Origin of the sequence: Pseudonocardia halophobica (assembly GCF_027922425.1) — a bacterium.
Lineage (GTDB): Bacteria > Actinomycetota > Actinomycetes > Mycobacteriales > Pseudonocardiaceae > Pseudonocardia > Pseudonocardia halophobica.
Map to the genome: position 1 here is coordinate 163,305 of NZ_BSFQ01000005.1, position 26,682 is coordinate 189,986.

Consider the following 26,682-nt stretch of genomic DNA (forward strand, 5'->3'; position numbering starts at 1 on the left):
AGTATGAAGAGGGTACTCTTACGGCCCGCGATCGCGCCGGACCGGTCTGCTCAGCCCGGTAGGTCCAGCGAAGTTCGTGTGGGGGCGGAGGAGACGTCCGCTCTCCCGGTGGGACTCCGCCGGGAGACGACGACGGTGTACGCCGTGCCGACCGCCCACAACGCCGAGACGAACAGCAGCGACCCGCGGAACCCCGACTGCCCTCCGCCGAGGATCAGCATCAGGGCCACGCCGAGCGCGCTGCCCGCCGTCAGGCCGAGGCTACGCAGGACCATGTTGAAGGCCAGCGCGCTGCCGGTCTCGGACTCGGGCACGTGGGGCACCATCAGGACGGGGATCGACGCAAAGGTGAAGCCGCTGCCGAGGCCGTTGACCGCCATCCACACCAGGAGCTGCCACAGGCTGTGGGGGAACAGCGCCAGCCCGACGGTGGACACCAGCGACAGGACGCAGCCGACGGGGAGTAGTACGTCGTTGCCCCAGCGGCCCGACATGAGTCTCGCGACCCGGCTCCCGAGCACGCTCAGCACCGAGTAGGGGACCAGCAGCAGGCCGGTCACCGCGGTCGACATGCCCAGGCCGAACCCCGCGGCGTCCGGTCCCGTGCCGACCGCGACGACGCACAGCGTCAGCAGCGCATAGGTGCCGACACCGGCGATCACGCTGACCACATTGGGGCTCGCGAGCCCAGGACGGAAGGCCAAGGAGAGGTCGACGAGCGGGTAGCCGTTGCGCAGTGTCCACCAGACCCACCCCACGGACAGGACCACCCCGACGGCCCCGAGTCCCAAGGTCCAGGGCGAGGTCCAGCCCCATTGGTCCCCCTGGGTGAGGGGCAGCAGCACGGCGACGAGACCGGCGCTGAGCACGACGGCGCCCACCCAGTCCACCCGGACGGGCTCGCCCACCGTGGTCCGCGGCACGTACCGCACCGTCAGGGCCGTCGTGAGGACGACGAGGCCCAGGCCGAGCCCGAAGGCGGCGCGCAGCCCGCCCTCCTCGGCCATCAGGGAGGTGAGCGGGAAGCCCAGGCCCGCACCGGCCATGCCGGTCACTGACAGGAAAGCGATGGTGGATGCCCGACGCCCGAGGGGTACGGCGTCGCGGGCGACGGCCAGGGCGAGCGGGATCAGCGCAAGCCCGAGGCCTTGCATCGCGCGGCCGGCCACGAAGATCGGGAAGGACGGGGCGACCAGGGACAGCACGAGCCCCCCCACCACGGTGCCGAGGCCGGTGAGCAGCATGGCGCGGCGGAGCCTGCCGCCCCCGAGGCGGCCGAGGATCGGGGTGCTCACCGTCGCCGCGAGCAGCGGTGCGGTCAGTGACCACTGGGCGGAGCTGACCGAGACGTCGAACATCGTCGCGATGGAGGGGATGAGCGGGGTGCCCAGGCTGCCGATGACGGCCCCGACCGTCGTGATCATCGATAGTGCGACGACGAGACCACGACTGTGCGCCTCGTCGACCGGGCGCGCGGGTGTGCCGGAGGCCATGGTTCCCGTCTCGAGGGTTACGGCAGGGTCGATCCAGTAGAGCACACTCATTGCCGCCGTGGCGTATCGGCGCCGGCCTCGGGCGACGCACAGACGTACGCCCGGCGCCGCTCGGGTGCCGGGTGCGCGCCCGTCGAGTGCGCTCACACCGCGGCGTCGACGCTCACCCCGGTCAGACGCTCGGCCTCGGCCCACAGCCGGGCCGCGACGTCGGCGTCGAGGGCCTTGCGCGTCGGCTTCGCCACCGCGGGTCGACCGACCAGGTTCCAGCGGGGCCCGTAGTAGCCGCCCTGGACGACGTCGGGGCTGGTTGCGGCGTAGACCATCGGCTCACCACCGGCCTCGGCGCTGTGCTGCGGGGTGATCTTCCAGGAGATCCGGAAGAAGAGGCTCGGGTCGCCGCCCATCTGGGGTCCGTTCGCCGCGATGTTGGTCGCGGCGTTGCCGGGGTGCGCCCCGAGCGACAGCAGGTTCCAGCCGCGCTCGGTGGCGATCCGGGCGAGCTGCTTGCTCAGGATCAGGTCGGCGAGCTTGGACTGGGCGTACGCCTGCGTGCGGTCGTACGACTTCTCCCAGTTGAGGTCGTCGAAGCGGATCCGCCCGATGGCGGAGGTGCCGCTGCTCATGGTCACCACCCGCGGCGCCTCGGCCTTGAGCAGGAGCGGGAGCAGGCGGACCGTCAGCGCGAACGGGCCGAGGAAGTTGCTGCCGAACTGCAGCTCGAACCCGTCAACGGTCTCATGGCGTACCGGCGGGAACATCACGCCGGCGTTGTTGACGAGGATGTCGAGCGGACGACCGTCGGCGACGAGACCGTCGGCGAACTCCTTCACCGACGCGAGGTCGGCGAGGTCGATGCGGCGCACCTGGACGTCCGCGGCGGGGTGGGCGGCCAGGATGTCCGCCTTGGCCTGCTCGCCCTTGGCCACGGTGCGGACGGCGAGGACGACCGTGGCACCCGCACCGGCCAGTCGGGTGGCCGCCGCCTTGCCGGTGCCGCTGTTGCCGCCGGTGACCACCGCGAGCCGTCCGGTCAGGTCGGGAAGGATGGTGTTCATGATCTGCGCTCCTCATTGGTTCGTCTGCCTGCGGACACCACTTTACACACCAGCGGTCTGTAATTTACAGACTGCTGGTCTGTTAGAACGCTCACAGGTGTCGGGTCCTCGACGTCGTGGTCGTGTCCCCTCGGCGGTGCCGGTGCGCACGTTCGACCCGGCGGTCTGACGGGCCGAAGTGCAGGCACAGGCGTCCGCCCGTCTGAGCCTTCCACGGGTCTGTGGGGCTCAACGGTGCCGCCGCTCGGCGTGTGCGGCGGGCTCGCGCGACCGACTCCGGCGACGATTGCGTTTTCGACTCCGTCGTCGTTGCCGGACACGCACCGCGCAGTGCCGTGGAACCGGGAGGGGAACTGGGAGGATCGACGTCGTCGGGCGCTCGGTGGCGGAGCCGGTGCGCACGGCGACCGGGCCGGGGAAGTGGAGGTCGTCGATGCCTGACGAGACGGGTGGGGACGGGCGCGGCGCGACGCCTGCGAATCGCCCGCGGCTCGGGCGGCTGGTCGCCGCGGCGCTGGCCGAGTTGGTGGCCGCGACGCTGGTGATCCTCGGGTTCGCCGCGCTGTGGGCGCCGTCCGAGGGTACGGCCGCGGCCGTCGACCACGGTCACCACGGCGGGGGTGTGAGCGCGGACGTGACCACCCTCGTGTTGGCGGTGGTGCTGGTCGCCGGAGCGGTCCTGGCCGGGTGGTGGTTGCGCGGTCGCGGGAGCCCCGCGCTGTCGGAGGTGCACGTCGGCCTGCTCGTCGCCGGGGCAGCGGTCGTGGTCGTTGCCGTGTCGCCGTGGGCCTGGGACCTCGCCTGGTCCTCGCACGTGGGGATGATGGCGCAGATGATGGGCCTGATGGTCGTCGGGCCCGCGCTCCTCGTGGCAGCCCACCGGACCGGGTCGGTGGCGCGCATGCCGCCCGCGTCGGGGGTGCGGGTCGGGGTCCTGGCGGTGCTGTACCTGCTCGTGCTCTACGCGTGGCACGTGCCGACGCTGCACGGCCTCGTCACGTCGGTGCCGCTGGTGCAGATGGCGCAGGTGGTCAGCACCGGTCTGGTCGGACTGCTGTTCTGTAGCGCCGTCCTCCCTCGTGCGAGCGACGGACCCGACGTCCGACGACACCGAGGGGTCCTGGTCGTCGGCGGTGGCTCGGGCGTGCTGGGGCTGGCCATGCTGCTGAGCCCCTACCCGCTGATGGCGGGCGGCGCCGGGTTCCTCGGGCTGGGGCCGCTGGTCGACCAACGCCTGGCAGGCGCGCTGATGATGCTGATCGACGTCCTCGTCCTGATCCCGCTGTTTCGCCGCACAGCGCCGGCTACCGAGCGTCGACCCGGCCCGTGACGCGGGCGACCGCCTCGGCCACGAGCTCGTATGAGGCGAGCTCGCCCGGTAGGTCGTGGACGCTGCAGAAGCCGTGCGTCCGGCGCGCGGACCGGCGCAGCTCGACCGGCACCCCCGCCTCGGCGAGTCGCTGGGCGTAGGCCTCCCCCTCGTCCCGGAGCACGTCGTGCTCCGCGCTCCCGGGAGTTCGGCGCCGTCTGAGCGGTCCACCCGCGACACCCCGGGCCCACCGTTCCCCTCCGGACGGCGGGCCCGCGAGTCGCTCAGGGGGAGCGGAGCCGGCGCCGCAGGAGCTTGCCCGCGGCGGAGTAGGGCAGGGCGGTTCGGAACTCGATCTCGCGCGGCACCTTGAAGCCGGCCAGCACCGAGCGGGCGTGTCCGCGGATGCGCTCCGCGAGCTCGGGGCCCGCCACGACGCCCGGCGCGGGGACGACCACCGCGTGCACCCGCTGCCCCCATTCGGGATCCGGCCGCCCGACCACCGCGACCTCGCCCACCTCCGGGTGGGCACGCAGCGCGTCCTCCACCTCGGCCGGGTAGACGTTGACCGACCCGGAGAGGATGAGGTCGGTGCGCCGGTCGACGATGTAGAGCCAGCCGTCCGCGTCGATGCGGCCCGCGTCCCCGGCGGTGTAGAACTCACCGCGCCGCATGGCGGCGGTCTTGTCCTCGTCGCCGAGGTAGCTGCTGGTCACCCCGCCCGGGTTGCGGATCCAGAGGGTGCCGACCTCGCCGGGAGGGACCTCGACGCCCGCGTCGTCGAGGATCCGCATGGTGGCGCCGTTGCCGTCGTGGCGGCCGACGCTGCCGGGGTGGGCCAGCCAGTCCTTCGGGCCGATCGAGGTGCCCCAGCCCTCCGACGAGCCGTAGTACTCCCAGAGGACGGGTCCCCACCACTCCATCATCGCCTGTTTGACAGGCACCGGCGTCGCCGAGCCCGCGTGGCAGACGGTGTGCAGGCTGGACAGGTCGTAGGACTCGCGGACCTCCCGCGGCAGTGCCAGCAACCGGTGGAAGTGGATGGGCGCGAGCTGCGCGGTGGTGACGCGGTGCTCCTGCACCCGAGACAGGAAGTCTTCGGCCTCCCACTTCGTGGTGAGCAGCACGGTGTGCCCGCGGTGCAGTGCGTGGGTGCCCCAGGAGCCTGGCAGACCGTGATACAGCGGGCCGCCGACCAGGGTGATCGCGGCGGGATCGGGGAGCATTCCGCGCAGCCGCATCATCGGGTCGGTGCGCAGCTCAGCGCTCTCCGGGTCGACCGACGCGCTGATCGGCCAGCTCACGCCCTTCGGCCTGCCCGTGGTCCCGGAGGTGTAGAGCATCGTCTGGGCGTGCACGCGGTCTGCCGGGGCCGTCACAGGTCGCCCGGCGAGGAAGTCCGCGTAGTCGCGGTGCGGGCCCGTCGGGCCGCCGATCTGCACGAGGTCGGTGGCGGGTCGGTCCAGGGTCGCGAGCGCGGCGGCGGCGGTCGCGGCGTGTGCCGCGTCGGCGACGACCAGCCGGGCGCCGCTGTCCCGCACGATGTAGGCGACCTCGCCGACGGTCAGGTGGGTGTTGATCGGCACCGGAGGCATCCCGACCTGGCCCGCGCCGAACACCATGGCGAAGAACTCGGGGACGTTACCCAGCAGCAGCGCGACCCGGTCGCCCAGGACGAGCCCGGTGGCGCGCAACGCGTGCGACACCTGGTTGACCGCGGCGGCCAGCTCCCCGTACGTCGTCTCGGCCCCGTCCTGGGTCGCGACGGCCACCCGGTCCGGCCGACGCTCGGCGTGCCTGTGGAACCCGATCAGCTCCTCGTCCGGCCGTCCGGCCGGTGCCTCGTCCGTCATCGTCGACTCCCCTCCACAGCCCGCCAAGAGTACACTGAAATAGCCGTGCGGTACTGCACGCCGATCGGCACGCCAGACGACGAGGGAGACGTGTGGAGATTCGGGGTGCGGTCGCGTTGGTGACCGGAGGAGCGGGCGGGCTCGGCGAGGCCACCGTGCGCAGGCTCGTGTCGGCCGGGGCGTCGGTCGTGGTGGCCGACCTGGCCGCCGACAAGGCCAAGGAGTTGGCTGCGGAGCTCGGCGACCGCGTCGTCCCCGTGCCGGCCGACGTCACGAGCGAGGAGAGTGTGCTCGCCGCCGTGGCGGCCGCCCGCGAGCTCGGCGACCTGCGCATCGCCGTGACCGCCCACGGCGCTCCGTCCGAGCGGCAGCGGCTGGTGTCTCGCGAGGGCGCCCCCCTCGGGCTAGAGAGCTTCCGGCGCACGGTCGACGTGTACCTGACCGGGTCGTACAACGTCATGCGGCTGGCTGCTGCGGAGATGTCCCGGCACGAGCCGGGCGAGTCCGGCGCCCGCGGGGTGGTGATCAACACCGCGAGCATCGCTGCGTTCGAGGGCCAGATCGGCCAGATACAGTACGCCGCGGCGAAGTCCGGGGTCGTCGGCATGGGGATCGTCGCGGCCCGCGACCTCGCCCCTCTGGGCATCCGGGTCATGACCATCGCACCCGGCACCTTCTACACGCCGGCCTTCGGGGTGCCGGAGGAGGAGGCGCAGCAGAAGTGGGCGGGCCGCGTGCCCTTCCCCAAGCGCATGGGCCGGGTGGACGAGTACGCCCGGCTCGTGCAGAACATCGTGGAGAACGACTACCTCAACGGTGAGGTCATCCGGCTGGACGGCGCCCAGCGCTTCGGTCCGAAGTAGCCGGCCCGAACGGCGTGCTGCTGCCGGGTCTCGCGGCGGGGCTGTGCCACACCGACGTCATACACCTGGAGTGGGCGGGGGACACCTGCCCGTCATCCCGATGACGTTGGGCCACGCGAGCGTGGGCCGGATCGTGGAGGTCGGGCCGGAGGTGACCGGCTGAGACGTCGGCACGCAGGTGGCGGCGGGCGCGCACAGCGAGGGGCCGGATCGGCGCTCGGCGGACGGTGCACGGACCACGTCGTCTACCCGAAGGAGCTCGTCGCCGTCCCGGGGGTGGTCGGCGACAAGGCGGCCGCGGCGCCACCGACGCCGCGCCCAAGGGAGGGGGCTGAGCGGGTCGCCCCCGCACTACCCTAATGACCGCGGAGGTCGCCCACCGTGCGTGGGGGAGGGCCATCCCCAAGGCCCGGTCATCGTCGGCAGCCTGCTCACGGGGGTGCCCGCCGCGGAGTGTCGCCGGCCCGCGGTGGCTTCGCGTGGAGCGTGGACATGGTCCCGGCATACCTCGGACTGCAGGTCAGCCCCGATGCCGACATTGCCACCTTCTGGGGCCACGGCGCTCTCGACGAGCCGGTCCGTACGCGCACGACGGCACGCTGCTCGGGCAGCAACGGCTGACCGTGGACCATCGTCGGCGTGCGAAAGGTCCGCGAGGTCTGAGATGGCGCTGCGCGCAGTGGGTCACCCGGGTCCGCCAGACCGGGCACGGTATGGCCGGGCCTCGTCGTCGGCGACAATGAGTAGGTTCTTCTCGGGGTTGCCCCCAATCCGGTGCGGCTCCGCCCGCCACATCGTCTCGCCGGCGCCCGCGGTCGGCGACAAGAAGCAGGAGGATTCGTGACGGATCGCGTAGCCGGGAAGGTCGTCCTGATCACGGGCGGCGCCCGCGGCCAGGGTCGGGCGCACGCCGTCCGGCTGGCGGAGGAGGGTGCCGACATCATCCTCGTCGACATCTGTGGCCCGCTCCCCACCCCGTACCCGGATGCCACCCCCGAAGAGCTCGCGGAGACGGCGTCGCTGGTCGAGGAGCAGGACCGGCGCGTGGTCACCGCGCAGGTCGACATCCGTGACCTCGCGGCGCTGCGGGCCTCCGTCGACGGTGCGGTCGGGCAGCTCGGACGGCTCGACGTCGTCGTCGCCAACGCCGGCATCGTCATCCCGAGCACGTGGGACGAGCAGACCCCGGAGGACTTCGAGAACACCCTCGCGACGAACGTCACGGGCACCTGGAACACGATCATGGTGGCCGCGCCGCACCTGATCGCCGCGGGCGGCGGGTCGATCATCACGATCAGCTCGGTCACCGGCCTGGTCGCGCGGCCGTTCTCCCTCGCTTACTCGACCAGCAAGTTCGCGGTCCGCGGCATGACCAAGGCGTTCGCCCTCGAGCTCGGCGAGCACAACATCCGAGTCAACAGCGTCCACCCCGGACCGGTGCAGAGCCCGATGGGCACCGGCAGGGTCCCGGAGATCATCGGCGAGGCGATGGCGGCTCACCCGCAGTTCGGCAACCTGCACGGCACGATGTTGCCGCTCGACGCCGCGCAGGGCAGCGACATCGCGCAGACGGTCCTGTTCCTCGCCTCCGACGAGTCCCGGTACTACACCGCCCAGGAGTTCACCCCCGACGCCGGCAACACCGGTTGAGCGGACTGGGCCCGCGACGCACGGCATCGACCCGCCATCGGTGTTGAGCCGGTGGAGCAGGTCGTGGCTGCTTCCCTCGAAGAACCGGTGGTGTGCCGCCGCCAGCGGCTCCGGATCGGCGCGGTGGCGCTCGCGCGCAGCGCACGGCAGGATCGTCCAGGTCGTGAGCTCCCGGGACCCGACACTCGCCCGGTACCGGATGCAGGCGCACCCGACCGCGGTGTGGTCCTGGTCGGCGCCCTCAGAGGAACAGGTCTATCTCGAGGGCCGCCTCGGTGGCCCCCGGCGCCAGGTAGCCGCGAAAGTCGGTGACGCCTGTGCCGCGCAGCACATCCTCGTCGATCAGCGTGCGGCCGGTGAGCTCGGCGGCCGGGCTGCTCACGATCACGTGGGCGGCGTCGGCCATGATCTCCGGCGTCCGGGTCGAGGGGGCGTCGCGGCCGGGGTCGATCGCCAGCCCGTTGCGCACCGCCGCGGTGTCGATCATCGTGCGCGGCCAGAGGCAGTTCGCTGCGACGCCGTCCGCTCGGCCGGTCTCGGCGAGGCCCAGGGTCAGCATCGTCATCGAGTACTTGCTCGCCGTGTACGCGGCGTGCAGCGCGAGCCACTTCGGGTCCGGGTTCAGCGGCGGTGAGAGGGTCACCACATGCCCGTTCGCCGATTCGGCGAGGTGCGGGTAGGCGTGCCTGCTGAGGAGGTAGGTGCCGCGCACGTTGATGTCGTACATCAGATCGAAACGCTTCGTGGGAAGGTCCGGTGTGGACGTCAGATCAATGGCCGAGGCGTTGTTGACGAGCACGTCGATCCCGCCGAAGCGCTCGACCGTCTGCTTGACGGCGGCCGCGACGGACGCCTCGTCCCGGACGTCTCCGACGATCGCCAGCGCCTGGCCGCCCGCGTCGCGGACCTCCTGGGCCGCCGTGTGCACGGTACCCGGCAGCTTCGGGTGCGGCTGATCGGTCTTGGCCAGCAGCGCGACGTTCGCCCCCTCGCGCGCCAGCCGGAGCGCGATCGCGAGGCCGATGCCCCGACTACCCCCCGACATCAGGACCGTCTTGCCCCTGAAAGCCGTCATCGCCGTACCTCCATCGCCACGAATGGCCGTTCTCAAGGACCGGCCTCGAATTGAGGATACTGTGTCGGGTGGTCGGTCGACAGTCCGTCGTCGCGACCCGCCGGACCGGCCCTGCCCGCCGACCGCGTTGCCGACCTTGCGTGTCGGCGATCTGCGGCGTCGTCGGCGGGCTCCTGCTCGCGGGCGGAGCGTCGGTCGGGCCGGAGATCCGCGACGTCGACCTGGCGCACCACGTCGACGTCCCGGCGCCGGCGAGGTGATCGGCCCCGGGTGAGTCGGAGTCCACCGGGAGCGCGGTCCCGACCGAGGCACTGAGAACGCAGACACCCGCCCGGTCCCTGGTGCAGGAACCGGGCGGGGGCATGGGGTCGCGCGGGTCAGCCCGCGACGAGGGCCTGACCGCCGTCGACGGGCAGGGCGACACCGGTGACGAAGCCGGCGTCGTCGGAGGCGAGCCAGAGGGCGGCGTGGGCGACGTCCCAGCCGGTGCCCATCTTGCCGCGCAGCGGCACGTGCGAGTCCCGCTCGGCGATGACCTGCTCACGGGTGCGGCCGTCGAGGCCGACGCGGTTCTCGATCGCCATCGGCGTCTCCATGAGGCCCGGCAGGATGGCGTTCGCCCGGATCCCGCGCGGTGCGTACCGCACGGCGATGTTCTCGATCATCGCGACGACGCCCGCCTTGGAGGTCTTGTAGGCGATGTACGGGTAGTCGATGAGCGAGGCCAGCGACCCCACCGCCAGCACGACGCCACCGCCTTGCTCCTCCATGATCGGAAGCACGTGCTTGCAGGTCACGACCATGGAGGTGAGGTTGATCCGGGTGACCCGGTCGAACGTCTCCATGTCGATGTCCCCGATCACGGCGTCCCCGCCGGCGAGGCTGACCCCGACGTTGTTGTGCAGCACGTCGATCCCGCCCATGGTGGACCGCGCGAAGGCGACCATGTGGGCGATGGAGGACTCGTCGGTGACGTCCGCGGCGACCGCCCAGGCCTTCCCGCCCTCCGCCACGATCTCGTCGACGGTCGCCGCCGCCCGCTCCAGCTCCCGGTCCGCCACGACGACCTCGGCGCCCTCGCGGGCGAACAACACCGCCGTCGCGCGCCCGTTGCCGACGGTCGAACCGGGGGTCTGGCCCCCGCCCACCACGAGCGTGCGCCTGCCCTCGAGCCGCTTTCCCATCGTCACCTCTCCTGTCGTGCCGTCCGTCATGTGTGCAGTCCCGGCAAGGTCTCCGACGGCTTGCGTCGCCGGGGGACCTCGATGACCTCGACGACGATCGGGTCGACCGCCGGGATCTCGTAGTAGGCGAACCCGCCGTCGCCGTCCAGGCCGTAGTGGAAGCCCGTCTGGATCGGCTCGAAGCCGTCGGCGCGGAACGACGCGATGGCCGCCTCGACGTCCTCGACGTGGTAGCCGAGGTGGTGCATGCCGTAGCCGTGCGCCTCGATCCACTCCGTGTAGATGTTGGGCCCCCGCAGCGTCTCCACCAGCTCGATCTGCGGCGCGGAGCCGCAGAGCGCGAGCCGGATGGCGAACTCGCCGGGCTCACCACGGTAGGTGAGGCCCTCGGTGTTCTGCGCGTCGTAGGAGTACACGCTCCAGTCGTCGCGCCCGAGCAGGGCGCTCCAGGCCCGCACGCCCGCCACCAGGTCCGGCACGTTCATGCTGATCTGGGTGGGGTGGCGGCCCGCGAGGAAGCGCGGCAGGCCCGCCGGGTCAGACGTGCTCGTCATCGGCGAGCACCGCCTCGAAGACCCGGTTCGCGTCGATGGCCGCGGGGAAGCCGCAGTAGGGGATCGCGTGCACGATCACCTCGCGGATCTCCGCGGGCGTGCAGCCGTTGTTCAGTGCCCCGCGCAGGTGGATCCGCAGCTCGTGTGGCCGGTTGAGGGCGATCAGCATCGACACGGTCGCGATGCTGCGCTCGCGGCGCGCCAGTCCGGGCCGGGCCCACACGGTGCCCCAGCCGAACTCGGTGATCAGGCGCTGCAGGTCCGTCGGCTCGGCGCCGGGGACGATGCTGCGCTCCACGTGCCGGGCGCCCAGCACCGCGCGCCGCAGTTCGGTCCCGCGGGTGAACGCCTCCGGCTCGGCGGTGGGGTCGGGGGTCGTGCTCATGTCTGCTCCGTTCGGGTCGCGCCGCGGCGCTCGAAGTAGGTGGCGACGTCGTACCAGCCGAGCAGCGCCCCGCCGTCGACGTCCAGGGCCACGCCGTTGATCATCGACGCGGCGGGGGAGGCGAGGAACAGGACCGCGTCGGCCTGGTCGTCCGGGGTGGTCAGCCGGCCCGCGGGCACACTCGCCACGCGGGCCCGCATGGTCTCCTCCGACGCCGTGCGCAACAGCATCGGCGACGTGACCGGGCCGGGGCACACGGCGTTGACGGTGATGCCGTCCGGCGCAGCCTCGTAGGCGAGGTGCCGGGTGAAGGCGAGCAGACCGCCCTTGGCCGCGGTGTAGGCGGCGGAGGCGTTGTAGCTGATCCGCCGCCCGGCCACCGACGCCACGTTGACCATGGCGCCGCCGCCGCGGGCCCGCAGTGCGGGCAGCGCCGCCCGGCTGGTGAGGAAAGGCCCGGTCAGGTTGACATCGACCACGCGCCGCCAGTCCTGCGGGTCCGTCTCCTCGATGATCGCGGTGGTGCTGATGCCCGCGTTGTTGACCAACACGTCCAGCCCGCCGTACGTGCCGTCGGTGAACGCCACCAGCTCCTGCACACGGTCGACGTCGGTCACGTCGACCGCGAACCCGGCCGCGGAGCCGCCCTCCCCGTTCTCCTCCGCGCCCGCCGCCTCGGCGCCCGCCCCGTCGTGGTCGGCGACCACCACGGCCGCGCCCACCGCGGCGAACCGATCGGCGAGGGTTCGTCCGATGCCCTGCGCGGCGCCGGTGACCACGACCACGCGGTCACGGAAGTCGAAGCTGGGTCGTGCCATGTCCACCTCCCGGGATCGGTTCAGACGAGGATGCCGAGCGGAGCCTCGACGCGGCGGACGAACTCCTGCATCCACCGTGCCGCCACCGCACCGTCGATCACCCGGTGGTCGGCGGACAGCGTGACGGTCATCATCCGGGCCACCTCGAGCGCGCCGTCGACGACGACGGGGCGCTCGGCCACGGTGCCCACCGCCAGGATCGCCGACTGCGGCGGGTTGATGATCGCCGTGAACTCGGTGACACCGAACATGCCCAGGTTGGACACGGTGAACGACCCGCCTTCGATCTCGCGCTGCTTGAGCCTGCCCTCGCGGGCGCGCTCGGCGAGGTCACGGGCCGCCGTCGACACCCCGGTGACCGAGGTGCGGGCGACGTCTCGCAGGACCGGGGTGACCAGGCCGCCGTCGATCGCCACGGCCAGCCCGACGTCGACCTGCTCGGGCTTGAGCAGCGCGTCACCGCCCCAGACGGCGTTGGCCTCGGGCACCGCCAGCAGGGCACCGGCGACGGCCTTGACCACGAAGTCGTTGAGCGACACCTTGACCGGCTGCTGGGCGTTGACCTCGGCGCGCAGCCGCATCAACGCGTCCATCCGGCACTCGCCCTTGAGGTAGAAGTGCGGGACGGTGCTCTTGCTCTCGGTGAGCCTGCGCGCGATGGCCCGGCGCATGGGGGAGAGCGCCTCGCGGGTGACACCGTCGGGGACGGTGGCCTCCGCGGGGGCGGTGGCCTCCGCGGGCTCGGGCTCGGGGCGGGCCTGCGGCGCCGGTGCGGTCGGGGCGGGGGTCGTGCGCTCGGCGAGGAGCGCGTCGATGTCCTTGCGCACCACCCGGCCCCGCGGACCCGAGCCACTCACACCGTCGAGGTCGATGCCGTGTTCCTGGGCCAGCCTGCGGACCAGCGGGCTCACGAACCTGCGTCCCCGGGCAGGGCCCGACCCGTTGGTGGAGCTCGCGCCCCCGGTGGCGGGTGCGACGGTGGCGGGTTCGGGCCGGGGTTCGGGCTGGGGGTCGGGCTCGGGCTGGGGGTCCGTGCCGGGCACCTCCTCACCCTCCGTGCCGACCACCAGGACCGGTGTGCCGACGGCGAGCGTCTCCCCGTCGCCGACCAGCAGCTTCAGGACGGTGCCCGCCACCTCCGCGGTGAACTCGACGACGGCCTTGTCCGTCTCGACCTCGGCCAGCACGTCGCCGACGGCGACGCTCTGACCCGGCGCGACCGTCCAGGACTGGATGGCGGCCTCGGCCGAGCCCGCGAGGATCTCGGGCATGGTGACCACGGTGGCCATCAGGCACCCCCGCGCGCGGCACGGACCCGCAGCAGTCCCTCGGCGGTCTCCTCCACGCCGGCGTACGCCGCGCGCTCGAGCACCTTGGAGATGCTCGGTGAGGCCTCCCGCCCGGTGACCCGCTCCACGGGCTGGTCGAGCCAGTCGAAGAAGCGGCGCTGGATCTCGTCGGCCAGCCAGCCGCCGTAGGACGTGCCCAGCACGCCCTGCTCCACGATGAGGACGTTGTTGGTCCGCTCGATGCTCTCGCCGATGGTGTCCCAGTCCAGCGAGGCCCGGTCGAGCCAGCGGAGGTCCACCACCTCGGCGTCCACCCCGGTCTGCTCCACCGCGTCCAGGGCGACCTGCACCATGGACAGGTAGCTGAGCACGGTCATCTCCTGCCCGCGGCGCCGGATCGCGGCCTTGCCGAGGGGCAGGTGGTAGTCGAGGTCGCCCTCGGGGATCTCGTCCCTGCGGCCGTAGAGGTCCACGTGCTCGATCACCAGCACGGGGTCGTCGAGGGTGAGCGCGCTGTTCATCAGGCCGACGTAGTCCGCGGCGGTCGAGGGGGCCACGATCCGCCAGCCGGGCGCGGTGGCGAAGATGCCCGCCGGGTCCATCAGGTGCTGGGAGCCGTAGCCCGAGCCCATCGCGATCTTGGTCCGCAGCACCAGCGGCACGGGATTGGAGCCGCCGAACATGTGGCGTGCCTTGCCGATCTGGTTGAAGACCTGGTCGGCGGCGACCCAGAGGAAGTCCGGGTACATGAACTCGACGACGGGCCGGTACCGGCCGTCGAGCGCGAGCCCACCGCCGAGGCCCGCGAACGCGTTCTCACTGATCGGGGTGCCGAGCACGCGGTCGGGGTGGGTGTCGGCCAGGCCCTTGGTGGCGCCGTTGGTCCCGCCGCCGAGCCGGTGCACGTCCTCGCCGAGGACGACCACCCGGTCGTCCTCCTTCATCCGGGTGCCGACCACCGACGCGACCGCCTCGACGAACTTCACGGAGCGGGTGGCGCCGGAGTGCTCCACCGGGTCCAGCATCCGCTGCCCGGCGAGCTCCGAGGCGTCGCCCCGCACCCCGACGTCCACGAACGACGGGTCCGGCCACAGCTCCGGCCGGATCCTGCGCCGGTCGGCGCGGTCGGGATCGGACTCGGTGAGGGCGCCCGCGACCTCGCGCATGACCGCCTGCGACTGCCCGCGCAGCCCGGTGAGCTGCTGCTCGGTCAGCAGGCCGCGCTCGGCGATCCTGGCCTCGAGCAACGCGATCGGGTCCCGGTCGCGCCAGCCGGCCTCCTCGGCCTTGGAACGGTAGCCGAAAGCGCTGCCGGGGTAGGGGCCGTTCTGGTGGAAGTAGCGGTAGACCTCGGCCTCGACCACCACCGGTCCCTCCCCCGCCCGCATCCGCTCCGCCGCCAGTGCCATGGTGAGGTGCACGGCGAGCGGGTCCATGCCGTCGACCCGGTAGGACGGGATGCCGAACCCGGGGCCGCGGCCGGACAGCCGCGGCTCGGCCGTGGCCTCCTCGACGGTGGTGGACACGGCGTAGCGGTTGTTCTCGATGAAGAAGCAGAGCGGCAGCGACCACGCGGCCGCGAGGTTCATGGTCTCGAGGGTGGAGCCGATGTTGACCGCGCCGTCGCCGAAGTAGGTGACGGTGAGGTCGCTGGTGCCCGCGTGGCGCTGGGCCCAGGCGTTGCCCGCCGCCATGGGCACGCCGCCGCCGACGATGGCGTTGGTTCCGAGCGCGCCCGCCTCGAGCCACTGCAGGTGCATCGACCCGCCGCGGCCGCGGCAGTAGCCCTGCGCGAGACCGAGGATCTCGGCGAGCGTCTTCTGGAGCACGTCGCGCACGGGGGCGGTGACCAGGTCGTCCGCGGCGTGGGCGCCGCCGGTGACATGGGTCAGCGCCTTCGCGAGGAACTGGTGGTGGCCCCGGTGCGAGCCGTTGACGGCATCGGTGGAGCGCAAGCCGATCACGGAGCCGACGGCGCCGCCCTCCTGGCCGATGCTGGAGTGCGCGGGCCCGTGGACCAGGCCTTGGCCCGCGAGGTCGAGGACCGTCTCCTCGAAGGCCCGGATGAGCTGCAACTGGCCGAGCATCGACACCAGCAGGGTGGGGTCGGCGGCCTTCCAGTCCGCAGCGGTGCTGGAGATCTCGAGCCACGGTGCGCCGGGCTGGATCCTACGGGTTCGTGTCATGTCTCCTCTTCATCACTGACGAGGTCGTCCGGCGTCGCGGTGGACCCGACGGCAAGCTACGGGATCGAACCGTTTTTGTCGACACTAGCTTGACCAAGCAGCTCATCCAGTCGCATTGTGGGGGTGTTAGATCGCAAAGTGTGGACACAACGACGTCAGGAGACCGCGGGATGGCAGCAGGGATCGACGGCGCCGGGGTGACCTTCCTCCTGGCGGCGCACTCGGTGCGGCCGGCGGTGGAGACCGCGGCGGGCGGGCCGGTGCTCGCCGCTTCCGTGCTCGACACCCTCGGGTCCGCGGCAGGTGGGAGGCGGGAGGCGTCGGTCGTCCACGTGCGGCGCGCGCTCGGCGCCACCCTCGTGCCCGGGCCCGCGACCGTCTGGGTCTCGGGGGAGCGCACCGACGCGCCCACGGCGGCCCTGCTCAACGGCACGACGGCACACGCGCTGGACTACGACGACGTCAACGACCGCATGTCCGGGCACCCCAGCGCCGTGCTGTGGCCCGCGATCCTCGCGGTGGGCGAGGAGGTGGACGCGAGTGGCGCGGCCCTCGCCGAGGCCTACACCGTCGGCTTCGACACCATCGTGGCCGTCGCCGCGGCGCTCGACGTGCCCGCGCACTACACGAGGGGCTGGCACGCCACGGCGACGATCGGGACCGTCGGCGCCGCGGCCGCGGTGTCCCGGCTGCTCGGGCTGGACGCCGCGGGCACGGCCCACGCCCTCGGCCTCGCATCGACCACGGCGGCCGGGAGCAGGCAGAACTTCGGGACCATGGCCAAGCCGCTGCACGCGGGGCTGGCGGCGCGCAACGCCGTCGAGGCCGCCCGCTTCGCCGCCGCGGGCGTCACCGCCGATCCCGCCGAGCTCGACGGGCCGCTGGGCTTCGTCGCCCGCTTCGGCGGGGCCGGGCCCGGGGCGCCCCGGATCGTCGCCGAGCTGCTCGACACGCCCTCGCTGCTCGCCGTGGAGGGCCTGAACATCAAGAGCTACCCGGCCTGCTACAAGGTCCAGCGGGCGGTCGACGCCGCCCTGGCCGTACTCGACGGGACCCCGCTGCGGCCCGAGGACGTCCTGTCGGTCCGGGTGACGACCGAGCCGGAGGGGCAGCAACCGCTCGTGCACCACCGGCCCACGGACGGCACGCAGGCGAAGTTCAGCATGGAGTACGTCGTCGCCGCCGCGCTGCTGGACGGCCGGATCGACCTGTTCTCCTTCGCCGACGACCGGATCGCCCGGCCCGGGGTCGACGCCGTGCTGCGCCGGGTGGAGCCGAGGACCGCGCCGGTGCCCCCGGTCGGGCCGCCCACCTGGGAGGGCGGCTACGCCACGGTGGAGGTCGAGACCACCACCGGCGTGCGCACAGGGCGGCGGGACGTTCCGCACGGCGACCACCGGGATCCGCTGACGTGGGCCGAGGTCGTGGCGAAGTTCGACTCGTGCTGCCGCTTCGGGGGCACCGCGTTCGATCCCGGGGCCCTGCCCGCCGCGCTCGCCGCGGCCGGCGCGGGCACCGCGGGGCTCCCCGGGGCCAGGGCGGTGACGGCGACCCTGCAGCCCGCCGCCCTCACCGCCACCGCCACGGTCACCGCCACCGCCACCGCCACCGCGTGAGCGTCACTCCTGCACCGAGAGGTACTGCGCCTCGAGGAACGCCAGGATGCCGTCGGTGCCGCCCTCGCGGCCGAGCCCGCTCTGCTTCACCCCGCCGAACGGCGCCGCGGGCTCGGAGACGAGGCCGCGGTTGACCCCGACCATGCCGCAGTCCAGGGCCCGGGCGACCCGCCGGGCGCTCCCGGTGTCCCCGGCGAAGACGTAGCCCGCCAGACCGAGCTCGGTGGCGTTCGCCCTGGCGACGAGGTCGTCGGGGTCCGCCCATGTCAGGATCGGGGCGACCGGGCCGAAGATCTCGTCGGTGACGAGCGCGGCGTCCTCGGGGACGTCGCGCAGGACGTGAGGAGCGAGGAAATGTCCGTCGGTGGGCACGGCCGCCGGCTGGTTGACCACACGCGCGCCCGCAGCCACCGCCGCGTCGATGCAGCGCTGGACGCGCTGTACCGCCCGCGGCCCGATCAGCGGCCCGATCGCCGCGGTGGGGTCGTCGGCGGGCCCGAGCGGGAGCGCGTCGACGGCGGCGACGAACCGCGCGGTGAACTCGTCCGCCACGGTCTCGTGCACGAAGAAGCGGTTGGCGGCGGTGCAAGCCTGCCCGCTGTTGCGCAGCTTCGCCACCAGCGCGCCCGCCACGGCGGCGTCGAGGTCGGCGTCCGCGCACACGACGAACGGGGCGTTGCCGCCGAGCTCCATCGAGCAGTTCTGCACCCGCTGCCCCGCCCGGGCCAGCAGGTGCCTGCCCACCGCGGTGGATCCGGTGAAGCTCAGCTTCCGGACGGCGGGGTGGGCCAGCAGCGCGTCGACGACGGCACCGGGGTCGGTCGTCGGCACCACGTTGACCACCCCGGCAGGTACTCCCGCCTCGGCCATGAGGTCCGCGAGCGCGAAGGCCGTCAGCGGCGTCTCGGCGGCGGGCTTGAGCACCACGGTGCAGCCCGCGGCGAGCGCCGGGCCGATCTTGCGTGTGGCCATGGCCGCGGGGAAGTTCCAGGGCGTGACCAGCGCGGCGACACCGACCGGGCGGTGGGTGACCTCGATCCGCGCTCCGCCCGCCGGGGCGACCCCCGCGACACCGGGCACCCGCACGCCCTCCTCTGCGTACCAGCGCAGGAACTCGGCGGCGTAGGCGATCTCGCCGAGCGCGTCGGCCCGCGGCTTGCCGTTCTCCGCGCTGACCAGGCGGGCCAGCTCCGCGTGGCGCTCGGTCATCAGCTGGAACGCCCGGAGCAGGATCTCCGCCCTGGCCCGCGGAGCGGTGGCGGCCCACGGGCCGAACGCGGCGGCCGCGGCGTCGGCCGCCCGGGTGGCGTCGGCGGCGTCGCCGTCGTGCACCTCGGCCAGCACGGTGCCGTCGGCCGGGTTCTCGACGACGAACCGCGCCCCCGTGACCGGCTCGACGGCGCCGCCGATCCGGGCGCCCTCCCGAAGAATGTCCACAGTGGTCATGGGTTCACGGTAGGAGCCGCGCGGCCCCCCGGACATGGCCGGTGTGCACACCCGGCAGTGAGCCACCGTGCAACCCGGGCATTGCGGTGGTGACGCTCGCCGACCTGCTCGGCCGCCTGGCGCTGGGCCTCGCTGTGGTGGTCGACGGCCCTCGTGATCGACCCGTCCGCTGGGTGGCCACGAGCGAGCTCGACGACCCGACCCCCTACCTCGACGGAGGCGAGCTGCTGCTCACCACGGGCCTGACCGACCACGACTGGGCGGGCTGGGTCGACCGCCTGGTCGCCGCGGACATGGCCGCCGTGGGGTTCGGGGTCGGCGTCCGGCACCGGGAGGTGCCCGCAGGGCTGGTCCGGGCCGCGGGCCGGGCGGGTCTGCCCGTGCTCACCGTGCCGGAGCGAACGCCCTTCATCGCGGTCGGTGAGGCCCATGTGGAGCTCGCCGCCGCGGCCGAGCTCCGGTCCACCACCTCGGCGTTGACGGTCCAGCAGCGCATGGCCCGGTCGGCGGCGGGCTCCGACGGGCCCGCGGCGGTCCTCGCGATCCTGGCCAGGGTGCTCGGCGGCGACGCCCGGGTCGTCGACCGGGAGGGCCACCGCCTGCTCGGCTCCGCACACGACCCCGCGCCGCAGGTGTCGGGCGTACTGCGCCGGATGCTCGCCGGGGCCGCGCGGGTGGCCACCGACGTCGCGGACGGCCGGACGGTCGTGGTGCAGACGCTCGGGTCGGGTGCGGAACGTTTCCTGGCCACCGAGTCGGCCGGGGGGATCGACGCGGCGGGGCGTGCCGCGCTGTCGGCCGCCGCGAGCCTGCTGACGCTGTCCGACGAGGTCCGGGTCGCGCGGGCGGACGCGGAGCAGCGGGTGCGCGAGGCCGTCGTCGTCACACTGCGCGCGGGGCGGCCGGTCGGTGACCTGGCAGCGGTGCTCGGACTGCGCGTGCCCCCGCGGGTGCGGGCGCTGCGCGCGGTGCCCGTCCCGGCCGACCCGGCGCGCGTGCTGCGCGAGCTGCACGACCGCACCGGCGTGCTGGGGTGTGTCGCGGCGGGGGGCCTCCACGTGCTGGCCGACGCCGAGGGCCCCGACTCCGCCCTGGCCGTCGACCTGTTGGTGGGCGCGGGCCTGCGGGTCGGCGTCGGGCGGGTGGCCGAGAGCAGTGACGCGAGTGCCGTCCGCGCGGCCCTCGACGCGGCCGACGCCGCCGCCGCACGCACGAGCGCCGCGACCCCGTCGATCTCCTGGGAGGGCTACGGGACGCGGCGGGCGACGTCCCTGTTGGACGCGGCGTCCGGGGCGGCGTTCGCCGCGGACGTGCTCGGTGAGGTGGCGGGGCAGCCGGAGCTGCGCCGCACGCTGCGGGTGTTCCTTGCCGGGCTGGGCAGGCTCCGGCCGGTGGCCGAGGAGCTCGGCGTGCACCGCAACACCCTGCGGGCCCGGCTGGCCCGGATCGAGGAGCTGACCGGGCGCGACCTGGACAGCGCGGCCGACCGGACGGACCTGTGGATCGCGCTGGCGGTCGACCCGTAGGACGGGCCGACCGCCGTGGTTCAGCTCGACCGGTCGAGGACGGCGCGCGGGTTGGCCACCATCATCGCCTCGATGTCCGCCTCGGACACCCCCCGCTCGCGGAGCGCGGGCAGGACGAGGTCGGAGATGCAGCGGTAGTGCCAGTCCGCCAGCTCGGGGGAGTGGCGCACCTCGTCGGGCACGCTGTCGGAGACGATGTTGGTGTCGTGGGACAGCACCATGCGCGAGGCGTAGCCGCGCTCGCACATCGCGACGACCGTGTCGACGCGCTGCTCGAGCGAGCCTGCGGGGGCGTAGCCGAAGCGGTCCATCCCGAGCCAGGAGCCCGCGTCGGCGAGGCGGGTGAGGTAGTCCAGGTCCGTGCTGTCCCCGGCGTGCCCGATGACGACGGAGCCGAGGTCCACGCCGTGGTCGGCCAGGATCTTCTGCTGGGCCAGGCCCTGGCGGGTCGCCGAGTGCGAATGCGTCGAGATCACCGCGTTCGTGCGCAGCTGCGCCTTCGCGACCTGGCGGGCGATCACCTCGCCGTCCGCGGTGATGCCCTGGGCGTCGGTCACCAGCTTGATCACCGCGGGCCGCACGCCGGTGTCACCGACCCCCTCGGTCAGCTCGCGGACGAAGAAGTCCGCGATGAAGTCCGGGTTGTGGGCCGAGCGGTTGCGCCAGAAGTTCGGCAGGTCCCCGAAGGTGTAGATGCCGGTGGCGGCCACGATCTGCATGCCGGACAGCTCGGCGATCCGGCGCTGGCGGGCCACCGACCGGCCCAGCCCGAGCACCGTCATGTCCACGATCGTGCGGATGCCCGCCGCGCGCAGGTCCTGCATCGTCGCGACGGCGGTGCGGACGGCCGCCTGCTCGTCCCAGCCGTACTCGTTGCGGTACTCGGAGTACAGGCTGTAGATGTGCTCGTGCATCAGGGTGGCGCCGAGCTCCGCGGCGTCGAGGGGGCCCTCGACGGTGGTGACGGTCACGAGTGCGTGCTCCTCACGGTGTCGTCGGTCGTGGCGGGCGACTCGGGCGACTCGCCCACCGGGGCGTGGTAGAGCGAGCGGCGGAAGGTCTCCGGCAGTGCGGCGGCGATCACGATGCCCGCCACCAGCACGATCGCGGCGAGGTAGAAGCCCGGGGCGAGCGCGCTGCCGGTCCCGGCGACCAGGGCGGCCGCCACGAGCGGGCCGGTGCCCGAGATGATGCCCACGCCCAGGTTGTAGCCGATCGCGCCGGCGGTCACCCGGTTCTGCGTGGTGAACAGCTCGACCGGGACGATGGAGACCATCACGTTGTTCAGCGCCTGGGGCAGCGAGAACAGCAGCAGCCCGAGCAGGGCGCCGACCGGCCCGAGCCCCATCAGCAGGAAGGCCGGGACCGCGATGACCGCCATCGCGAAGAAGCCCGTCAGGTAGGTGCGGCGCCTGCCGATGCGGTCCGAGAGCAGGCCGGCCAGGGGGCACAGCGCCGCGTAGAAGACGAGCCCGACCAGGTTGAGGGTGATCGCGGTGGAGCGCTCGAAGCCGAGCGTCGTGGTGAAGTACGAGTTGAAGTACGTCGTGTAGTAGTAGAAGCCCAGCCCGGTCGCGCCCGCGAAGACGAAGGTCAGCGCGATCATGCCGACGTCGCGGCGGGTCAGGGTCTTCAGCGGGGAGCGCCGCTCCGCGGGCTCCTCCTTCTTCATCTCCTCGAACACCGGGGTGTCGTCGAGGCGCAGCCGCATGTACACACCCAGCGCGCCCATGGGAATGGCGACCAGGAACGGGATGCGCCAGCCCCAGCTGTTCATCGCCTCGGGGGAGATCAGCGAGCCGAGCAGCAGGACCGAGCCGCTCCCGAGCAGCGTGCCCAGCGCGGCGCTGCTGGACATCATGCTGACCCACAGGCCGCGGCGGTTCGGGGGGGCGTACTCGGCGATGAACGTCGAGCCGCCGGAGAACTCACCGCCGACCGAGATGCCCTGCAGACACCGCATCGCCACCAGCAGGATCGGCGCGAAGATGCCTGCCGTGGCGTAGCCGGGCAGGATGCCGATCGCCGCGGTGGACAGGCTCATGAGCACGATCGCGCCGGAGAGCGACACCCGACGGCCGAAGCGGTCGCTGATGTAGCCGAACACCGCTCCGCCGAGTGGGCGGAACAGGAACGCGACCCCGAACACGGCCAGGGCGGAGAGCAGCTGGGCCGTCGCGCTGCCGCCGGGGAAGAAGACCTGCCCGATCACGACCGCGAGGAAGCCGTAGACCGCGAAGTCGAAGAACTCCATCACGTTGCCGATCAGCGCGGCGACGACCGAGCGTCGCCGGGAACGCCGGTCGACCTCGGGCGCCGCGGCGTCCGGGTTACCTGTGCTCATCGTTCTCCTTCGTCGTCTGTGACGGAGCGGGCGGTCCCGCCACCGTGGCGGGACCGGGAGGCCCGCGGTGAGCGGGCCAGGCGCCCAGAGTGTCGACATTGATGGCGCGAGTGTCAAGGATTCACGGGGGATAGGCGCCCTGCTCTGTCATACTGTCGACACTAGAGGTTCGACCGGAGGTGATCGTCATGGGCGCTAGCATCACGGCCGTGGGCGAGGACGCGAGGGGCGCGACGGCGCCGGACCCGACGGCGATGCTCGCCACCCTGCTCGGGCTCGCCGAGCCGGACTCCCTGGTCAGCAGGCTGACCCTGCAGCTGGCGCGGGACATCATCGAGGGTCGGGTGGAGCCCGGCGAGACCGTGAACTCCCTGGAGCTGTCGAAGCGGTTCGACACCTCCCGCACGCCCGTGCGGGAGGCGTTGTTCGCTCTCGAGCGGGAGGGGCTGCTCGAGATCCAGGCGCGGCGCCGCCCGCGCGTGGTCGCCCGGTCCGCCCGACAGGTCGCGGAGATCTACGGGCTGCGAGCGGAGCTTCACGCCCTGCTGGCGCAGGCGGTGGCCGCGCGCATCGACCCGGCGGGCCTCGACCAGATCCGCGGGGACCTCGCTGCGCTGCGCGCGGCGGTGGAGTCCGCGGACGTCGACGCGTACTTCTGGCGCAACGTCGCCTTCCACAACCGTGTCGCGGTGCTGGCGGACAACTCGACGACCAAGCGCATGCTCGACAGCCTCGGCCTGCAGGTGCTGCGCCTGCGACACCTCACCATGTCACTGCCGGGCCGGATGCAGGTCGGCCTGCACGACCACGAGCGGCTCGTCCTGGCATTCGAGCAGGGCGACGTCGGGCTCGCGGGGGCCCTGAGCCGCTCGTTGGTGCTCAACGCGCTGCGCACCCTGCAGGCACTGCCCGCCAAGGACTTCGCGAGCGGCTACTGACCCGTGCCCGGGTTAGGGTCGGGCGTGGAACTGGCGCAGCTGAGGGTGTTCCTCGTCGTGGCCGACGAGCTGCACTTCAGCCGGGCCGCGCAGCGGCTGCACACCGCCCAGCCCCCGGTGAGCCGGACGATCTCCCAGCTGGAGCGTGCGATCGGCACCCCGCTGTTCGAGCGCACCACCCGCAGCGTGCGGCTGACCCCCGCGGGCCGCGCTCTGCTGCCCGTGGCCCGGGACATCGTGCGGCGCGCGGACCAGGCAGGGGCGATCGCACTCTCCGCGGTCGCGGGAGACGTCGGCACCGTGGCGATCGCGTTCGCCGGGGCGTCCACACACTCGCTCGTGGGCGCGCTGACGCGAGAGCTCCGGCGCCGGCACCCGGGTATCGTGCCGACCCTGCTCAGCCAGAACTTCGCCCTGCCCGCCATCGACCTGCTGCTGCGCCACGAGGCGGACATCGTGCTGGCCCGGTGGGAGGGCGCGGTCACGGGCGTGGAGTCGCGTGTGGTGCAGACCGAGGACCTCGTGCTGGCGGTGTCGGTCGACGACCCGTTGGCCGCGTCGGACTCGGTCGGCTTCGACGTCCTGGCGGGCCGGGCCTTCGTCACGTTGGAGCCGCAGGACGGCTCGGTCCTGCACGACCGGCTGTACCGGCTCTGCCGGGCGTCCGGCTTCGCCCCGCACACGGTGCAGACCGCGCCCGACACCTGGACCGCGCTGGCCCTCGTCGCGGCCGGCATCGGCTGCATGCTCACCGTGAGCTCGGTGCGGGACAACGTCACGGACCCCCACGTCCGGTTCCTCCCCGTCCGCGACCGCGCAGAGCCCATCCACCTGCGGATGGCGTGGCTGCCCGACAGCCCCAACCCGGCGCTGTCCCGCGTGCTCGACGTGGCCGACGCGGCCTGGCCACGGACCATTGATGACCAGAGAGGTATCAGTAAGGCCGATAATTGATATTTCCCTGCCATAGGTCCGCCGGGTGAGGATCGGTCCCACGTTCACGGTCGAGCGAACCCGAGGAGCTGCCCACGATGTCATCGCCCGCTCGTTGCGCGCCGTTCGGCGCGGTCTCCGTCCCGCCCGGGGGTTGTGAGGTGGCTCGTGCGCCGCGCTGAGTCCCGTCCCGTCCGCCTCGCCCCCGTCGCGGTCGAGGACCGTACCGAGCGGATGCGGGAGCTGCTGGCCCGCGCCACGAGGTCGCGGCCGCGCGAGGTCAACATCTACTCCACCCTGGTCCGGCGTCCGGAGCTGTTCGGCAAGTGGCTCGACCTGGCCCACGCGCTGCTCTTCGACGGCACGCTGTCCGCGCGGGACCGCGAGCTCCTCGTCCTCCGGACGGCGTGGAACTGCGAGTCCGAGTACGAGTGGGCCCAGCACGTCGGCTTCGCGCGGCGGGGCGGGATCACCGAGGACGAGATCGACGCGGTCCGCCGCGGTCCCCACGACGCCGTCTGGGACGAGCGCTCGGCCCTGCTGCTGGCCGCGGCCGACCAGGTGCACGACCGCGCCACGATGGACGACGCCGTCTGGGACGGCCTGGGCAAACACTTCGACGACGACCTGCGGTACGAGATCGTCATGGTGGTCGGCATCTACCACATGGTGGCGATGATGCTGAACACGTTCGGCGTCCAGCTGGACCCCGAGCTCCCCCGCTGAACCTCCGCACGGGTCCCGGCCGCTCGGCCGGGGTTGTCAGAGCTGCCGACCCGGCGCCCCGTCGACGTGGCGCCGACCTGCGAAAAGAGTGATCATGTCCCGTCAGAGTCAGGCGCAGAGAGCCGGCTGGGCCGCGTTCTTCGGCACGGCCGTCGAGTGGTACGACTTCTTCATCTTCGGTACCGCGTCCGCGCTGGTGCTGGGAGACCTGTTCTTCCCCACCGTCGACCCCGCCGCGGGCACGCTGCTGGCGTTCGCGACCTTCGGCGCGGGCTACCTCGCCCGCCCGCTCGGCGGGATCGTGTTCGGTCACCTCGGTGACCGGGTGGGCCGCAAGAAGTCGCTGATCATCACGTTGCTCATGATGGGTGTGGTCACCGTCGCCATCGGCGCGCTGCCCACGTACGCGACGATCGGCATCGCCGCCCCGGTCATCCTCGTCGTCCTGCGGCTGATCCAGGGCATCGCGGTCGGCGGCGAGTGGGGCGGGGCGGTGCTGATCGCGTCCGAGCACGCGGGCAAGCGCAGTCGGGTGGCTGCGGGCGCCTGGGCGCAGCAGGGCGCACCCGCGGGCAACCTGCTGGCCTCCCTGGCCTTCCTGCTCGTGAGCGGGCTGCCCGACGACCAGTTCACGAGCTGGGGCTGGCGGCTGCCCTTCCTGTTCTCCGCGGTACTGATCGTCATCGGGCTGGTGATCCGCTCGCGCATCGAGGAGCCGCCGGAGGTGCTCGCGGCGATCCGGGCGAACCACTCGACGCGGCTCCCCCTGGTCGAGGTGCTGCGCACGGCGCCGACGATCGTGCTCGTCGCGCTGTGCGTCGGAGCCGTCTCGGCATCGTTCGGCACCTTCTTCAAGGTGCTCGGCCTCGACTTCGCCACCGGTGAGGTGGGCATCGACCGACAGGGCTTCCTGCTGGCGCTGACCCTGATGTCGCTGTTCCAGCTCCTGTTCCAGCCCTTCGCGGCGCTGGCGGCGGTGCGGTTCGAGCCGATCCGGGTCCTCGTCGTGGCGCTCGTCGCGAGCATCCCCCTGATCCCGGTCTCGTGGCTGCTCATCCAGACGGGCAGCGTCACGCTGTCGACGATCGGCATGATCGTGTCGCTCGCCCCCATCTGCTGGCTGTTCGGCCTGCTCGGCGGGTTCCTCGCCGAGGCCTTCCCGACCCGCATCCGCTACACCGCGATCTCACTGGCCTACCAGATCAACACCCTCGTCTTCGTCGCCCCGCTGCCGCTCGTCGGCGGAGCGCTGTTGGACGCGTCCGGCTCGGTGTGGTCGGTCATCGGGCTGCAGCTCGCGTTCGCGGTCGTCTCGCTGCTGTCGACGCTGTGGATCGCCCGGCGGACCGGGGCCGGGCACCGCGCTCCGGACACCTCCGTCGACGCCGCCGACCCCACCACCCCCGCCGCCGTGGCCGACGGGCCCGAGCGCTGAC

General features: G+C 72.8%; 23 protein-coding genes. 9 read left to right on the forward strand and 14 right to left on the reverse strand.

The features are described 5' to 3' along the window. Nucleotides 1–50 precede the first annotated feature (50 nt). Nucleotides 51–1,424 carry an MFS transporter gene (locus tag PKE99_RS08670; protein WP_051736813.1) on the reverse strand — a complete coding sequence of 458 codons (1,374 nt, stop codon included), beginning with the start codon at nucleotides 1,422–1,424 and terminating at the stop codon, nucleotides 51–53. A 212-nt stretch (nucleotides 1,425–1,636) separates the two neighbouring features. Beyond that, nucleotides 1,637–2,551, reverse strand: a complete 915-nt coding sequence (locus PKE99_RS08675; protein WP_037041061.1) for an SDR family oxidoreductase — start codon at nucleotides 2,549–2,551, stop codon at nucleotides 1,637–1,639. A 433-nt stretch (nucleotides 2,552–2,984) separates the two neighbouring features. Here PKE99_RS08675 and PKE99_RS08680 point away from each other — a divergent pair, with 433 nt between their 5' ends. Further along, a complete protein-coding gene (locus tag PKE99_RS08680) occupies nucleotides 2,985–3,881 on the forward strand; it encodes a cytochrome c oxidase assembly protein (protein WP_156067161.1) in 897 nt (298 codons plus the stop codon). Here PKE99_RS08680 and PKE99_RS08685 read toward each other — a convergent pair. Both PKE99_RS08685 and PKE99_RS08690 read right to left on the reverse strand, forming a co-directional pair. Beyond that, on the reverse strand, nucleotides 3,856–4,044 hold the full coding sequence (locus PKE99_RS08685; RefSeq protein ID WP_037041063.1) for an alpha/beta hydrolase fold domain-containing protein: 189 nt from the start codon (nucleotides 4,042–4,044) through the stop codon (nucleotides 3,856–3,858). The two genes, PKE99_RS08680 and PKE99_RS08685, sit on opposite strands and share 26 nt — an antisense overlap. Nucleotides 4,045–4,144: 100 nt before the next feature. Continuing rightward, entirely contained in the window at nucleotides 4,145–5,713 is a 1,569-nt protein-coding gene (locus PKE99_RS08690) for an AMP-binding protein (protein ID WP_081923781.1), read from the reverse strand. A gap of 92 nt (nucleotides 5,714–5,805) precedes the next feature. On the opposite strand from PKE99_RS08690, the gene PKE99_RS08695 reads away from it, so the two are divergent. Then, complete coding sequence (locus PKE99_RS08695; RefSeq protein ID WP_037041065.1) at nucleotides 5,806–6,576, forward strand: SDR family NAD(P)-dependent oxidoreductase; 771 nt, start codon at nucleotides 5,806–5,808, stop codon at nucleotides 6,574–6,576. A gap of 840 nt (nucleotides 6,577–7,416) precedes the next feature. Continuing rightward, nucleotides 7,417–8,226, forward strand: a complete 810-nt coding sequence (locus tag PKE99_RS08700; RefSeq protein ID WP_037041066.1) for a mycofactocin-coupled SDR family oxidoreductase — start codon at nucleotides 7,417–7,419, stop codon at nucleotides 8,224–8,226. A 241-nt stretch (nucleotides 8,227–8,467) separates the two neighbouring features. Here the strand turns inward: PKE99_RS08700 and PKE99_RS08705 are convergent, their stop codons facing one another. The 7 genes from PKE99_RS08705 to PKE99_RS08735 form a co-directional block, all read right to left on the reverse strand. Continuing rightward, nucleotides 8,468–9,301, reverse strand: coding sequence for an SDR family oxidoreductase (locus tag PKE99_RS08705; RefSeq protein ID WP_037041068.1), 834 nt, complete (start codon nucleotides 9,299–9,301; stop codon nucleotides 8,468–8,470). A gap of 377 nt (nucleotides 9,302–9,678) precedes the next feature. Further along, a complete protein-coding gene (locus PKE99_RS08710; protein ID WP_037041070.1) occupies nucleotides 9,679–10,485 on the reverse strand; it encodes an SDR family NAD(P)-dependent oxidoreductase in 807 nt (268 codons plus the stop codon). 26 nt (nucleotides 10,486–10,511) lie between these two features. Next, nucleotides 10,512–11,039 carry a VOC family protein gene (locus PKE99_RS08715; RefSeq protein ID WP_051736814.1) on the reverse strand — a complete coding sequence of 176 codons (528 nt, stop codon included), beginning with the start codon at nucleotides 11,037–11,039 and terminating at the stop codon, nucleotides 10,512–10,514. Beyond that, entirely contained in the window at nucleotides 11,023–11,424 is a 402-nt protein-coding gene (locus PKE99_RS08720; RefSeq protein ID WP_037041072.1) for a carboxymuconolactone decarboxylase family protein, read from the reverse strand. Before PKE99_RS08720 ends, PKE99_RS08715 begins: the two co-directional genes overlap by 17 nt. Further along, complete coding sequence (locus tag PKE99_RS08725) at nucleotides 11,421–12,242, reverse strand: SDR family NAD(P)-dependent oxidoreductase (RefSeq protein ID WP_271214862.1); 822 nt, start codon at nucleotides 12,240–12,242, stop codon at nucleotides 11,421–11,423. Before PKE99_RS08725 ends, PKE99_RS08720 begins: the two co-directional genes overlap by 4 nt. A gap of 20 nt (nucleotides 12,243–12,262) precedes the next feature. Continuing rightward, nucleotides 12,263–13,531, reverse strand: a complete 1,269-nt coding sequence (locus tag PKE99_RS08730; RefSeq protein WP_037041073.1) for a dihydrolipoamide acetyltransferase family protein — start codon at nucleotides 13,529–13,531, stop codon at nucleotides 12,263–12,265. Next, entirely contained in the window at nucleotides 13,531–15,717 is a 2,187-nt protein-coding gene (locus PKE99_RS08735; RefSeq protein ID WP_037041076.1) for an alpha-ketoacid dehydrogenase subunit alpha/beta, read from the reverse strand. The genes PKE99_RS08730 and PKE99_RS08735 overlap by 1 nt, the downstream gene beginning before the upstream one ends. Nucleotides 15,718–15,887: 170 nt before the next feature. Between PKE99_RS08735 and PKE99_RS08740 the strand changes: the two genes are divergently transcribed. Then, a complete protein-coding gene (locus PKE99_RS08740) occupies nucleotides 15,888–17,333 on the forward strand; it encodes an MmgE/PrpD family protein (protein ID WP_051736816.1) in 1,446 nt (481 codons plus the stop codon). 3 nt (nucleotides 17,334–17,336) lie between these two features. Here PKE99_RS08740 and PKE99_RS08745 read toward each other — a convergent pair whose 3' ends face one another. After that, nucleotides 17,337–18,779 carry an NAD-dependent succinate-semialdehyde dehydrogenase gene (locus tag PKE99_RS08745; protein ID WP_081923782.1) on the reverse strand — a complete coding sequence of 481 codons (1,443 nt, stop codon included), beginning with the start codon at nucleotides 18,777–18,779 and terminating at the stop codon, nucleotides 17,337–17,339. 89 nt (nucleotides 18,780–18,868) lie between these two features. On the opposite strand from PKE99_RS08745, the gene PKE99_RS08750 reads away from it, so the two are divergent. Beyond that, nucleotides 18,869–20,305, forward strand: a complete 1,437-nt coding sequence (locus PKE99_RS08750) for a PucR family transcriptional regulator (protein WP_197040472.1) — start codon at nucleotides 18,869–18,871, stop codon at nucleotides 20,303–20,305. Between the two features lie 20 nt (nucleotides 20,306–20,325). Here the strand turns inward: PKE99_RS08750 and PKE99_RS08755 are convergent, their stop codons facing one another. After that, nucleotides 20,326–21,276, reverse strand: coding sequence for a phosphotriesterase family protein (locus tag PKE99_RS08755; RefSeq protein ID WP_037041084.1), 951 nt, complete (start codon nucleotides 21,274–21,276; stop codon nucleotides 20,326–20,328). Then, nucleotides 21,273–22,649, reverse strand: a complete 1,377-nt coding sequence (locus PKE99_RS08760) for an MFS transporter (protein ID WP_051736817.1) — start codon at nucleotides 22,647–22,649, stop codon at nucleotides 21,273–21,275. The genes PKE99_RS08755 and PKE99_RS08760 overlap by 4 nt, the downstream gene beginning before the upstream one ends. 188 nt (nucleotides 22,650–22,837) lie before the next feature. Here PKE99_RS08760 and PKE99_RS08765 point away from each other — a divergent pair, with 188 nt between their 5' ends. From PKE99_RS08765 to PKE99_RS08780, 4 genes are all read left to right on the forward strand, one after another. Further along, nucleotides 22,838–23,587 carry a GntR family transcriptional regulator gene (locus PKE99_RS08765; protein ID WP_156067164.1) on the forward strand — a complete coding sequence of 250 codons (750 nt, stop codon included), beginning with the start codon at nucleotides 22,838–22,840 and terminating at the stop codon, nucleotides 23,585–23,587. 24 nt (nucleotides 23,588–23,611) lie between these two features. Beyond that, a complete protein-coding gene (locus tag PKE99_RS08770; RefSeq protein ID WP_037041087.1) occupies nucleotides 23,612–24,541 on the forward strand; it encodes a LysR family transcriptional regulator in 930 nt (309 codons plus the stop codon). A gap of 147 nt (nucleotides 24,542–24,688) precedes the next feature. Then, nucleotides 24,689–25,246, forward strand: coding sequence for a carboxymuconolactone decarboxylase family protein (locus PKE99_RS08775; RefSeq protein WP_037041089.1), 558 nt, complete (start codon nucleotides 24,689–24,691; stop codon nucleotides 25,244–25,246). A 94-nt stretch (nucleotides 25,247–25,340) separates the two neighbouring features. After that, on the forward strand, nucleotides 25,341–26,681 hold the full coding sequence (locus tag PKE99_RS08780) for an MFS transporter (protein ID WP_156067167.1): 1,341 nt from the start codon (nucleotides 25,341–25,343) through the stop codon (nucleotides 26,679–26,681). Nucleotide 26,682: the final 1 nt, after the last annotated feature.

Excerpts from the sequence above, each read along its gene's own strand:
- PKE99_RS08670 (WP_051736813.1), bottom strand. The coding sequence starts at position 1,424 with ATGATCACGACGGTCGGGGCCGTCATCGGCAGCCTGGGCACCCCGCTC.
- PKE99_RS08675 (WP_037041061.1), bottom strand. The coding sequence starts at position 2,551 with ATGAACACCATCCTTCCCGACCTGACCGGACGGCTCGCGGTGGTCACC.
- PKE99_RS08680 (WP_156067161.1), top strand. The coding sequence starts at position 2,985 with ATGCCTGACGAGACGGGTGGGGACGGGCGCGGCGCGACGCCTGCGAAT.
- PKE99_RS08690 (WP_081923781.1), bottom strand. The coding sequence starts at position 5,713 with ATGACGGACGAGGCACCGGCCGGACGGCCGGACGAGGAGCTGATCGGG.
- PKE99_RS08705 (WP_037041068.1), bottom strand. The coding sequence starts at position 9,301 with ATGACGGCTTTCAGGGGCAAGACGGTCCTGATGTCGGGGGGTAGTCGG.
- PKE99_RS08710 (WP_037041070.1), bottom strand. The coding sequence starts at position 10,485 with ATGGGAAAGCGGCTCGAGGGCAGGCGCACGCTCGTGGTGGGCGGGGGC.
- PKE99_RS08715 (WP_051736814.1), bottom strand. The coding sequence starts at position 11,039 with ATGACGAGCACGTCTGACCCGGCGGGCCTGCCGCGCTTCCTCGCGGGC.
- PKE99_RS08720 (WP_037041072.1), bottom strand. The coding sequence starts at position 11,424 with ATGAGCACGACCCCCGACCCCACCGCCGAGCCGGAGGCGTTCACCCGC.
- PKE99_RS08725 (WP_271214862.1), bottom strand. The coding sequence starts at position 12,242 with ATGGCACGACCCAGCTTCGACTTCCGTGACCGCGTGGTCGTGGTCACC.
- PKE99_RS08730 (WP_037041073.1), bottom strand. The coding sequence starts at position 13,531 with ATGGCCACCGTGGTCACCATGCCCGAGATCCTCGCGGGCTCGGCCGAG.
- PKE99_RS08735 (WP_037041076.1), bottom strand. The coding sequence starts at position 15,717 with ATGACACGAACCCGTAGGATCCAGCCCGGCGCACCGTGGCTCGAGATC.
- PKE99_RS08740 (WP_051736816.1), top strand. The coding sequence starts at position 15,888 with ATGGCAGCAGGGATCGACGGCGCCGGGGTGACCTTCCTCCTGGCGGCG.
- PKE99_RS08745 (WP_081923782.1), bottom strand. The coding sequence starts at position 18,779 with ATGACCACTGTGGACATTCTTCGGGAGGGCGCCCGGATCGGCGGCGCC.
- PKE99_RS08760 (WP_051736817.1), bottom strand. The coding sequence starts at position 22,649 with ATGAGCACAGGTAACCCGGACGCCGCGGCGCCCGAGGTCGACCGGCGT.
- PKE99_RS08765 (WP_156067164.1), top strand. The coding sequence starts at position 22,838 with ATGGGCGCTAGCATCACGGCCGTGGGCGAGGACGCGAGGGGCGCGACG.
- PKE99_RS08780 (WP_156067167.1), top strand. The coding sequence starts at position 25,341 with ATGTCCCGTCAGAGTCAGGCGCAGAGAGCCGGCTGGGCCGCGTTCTTC.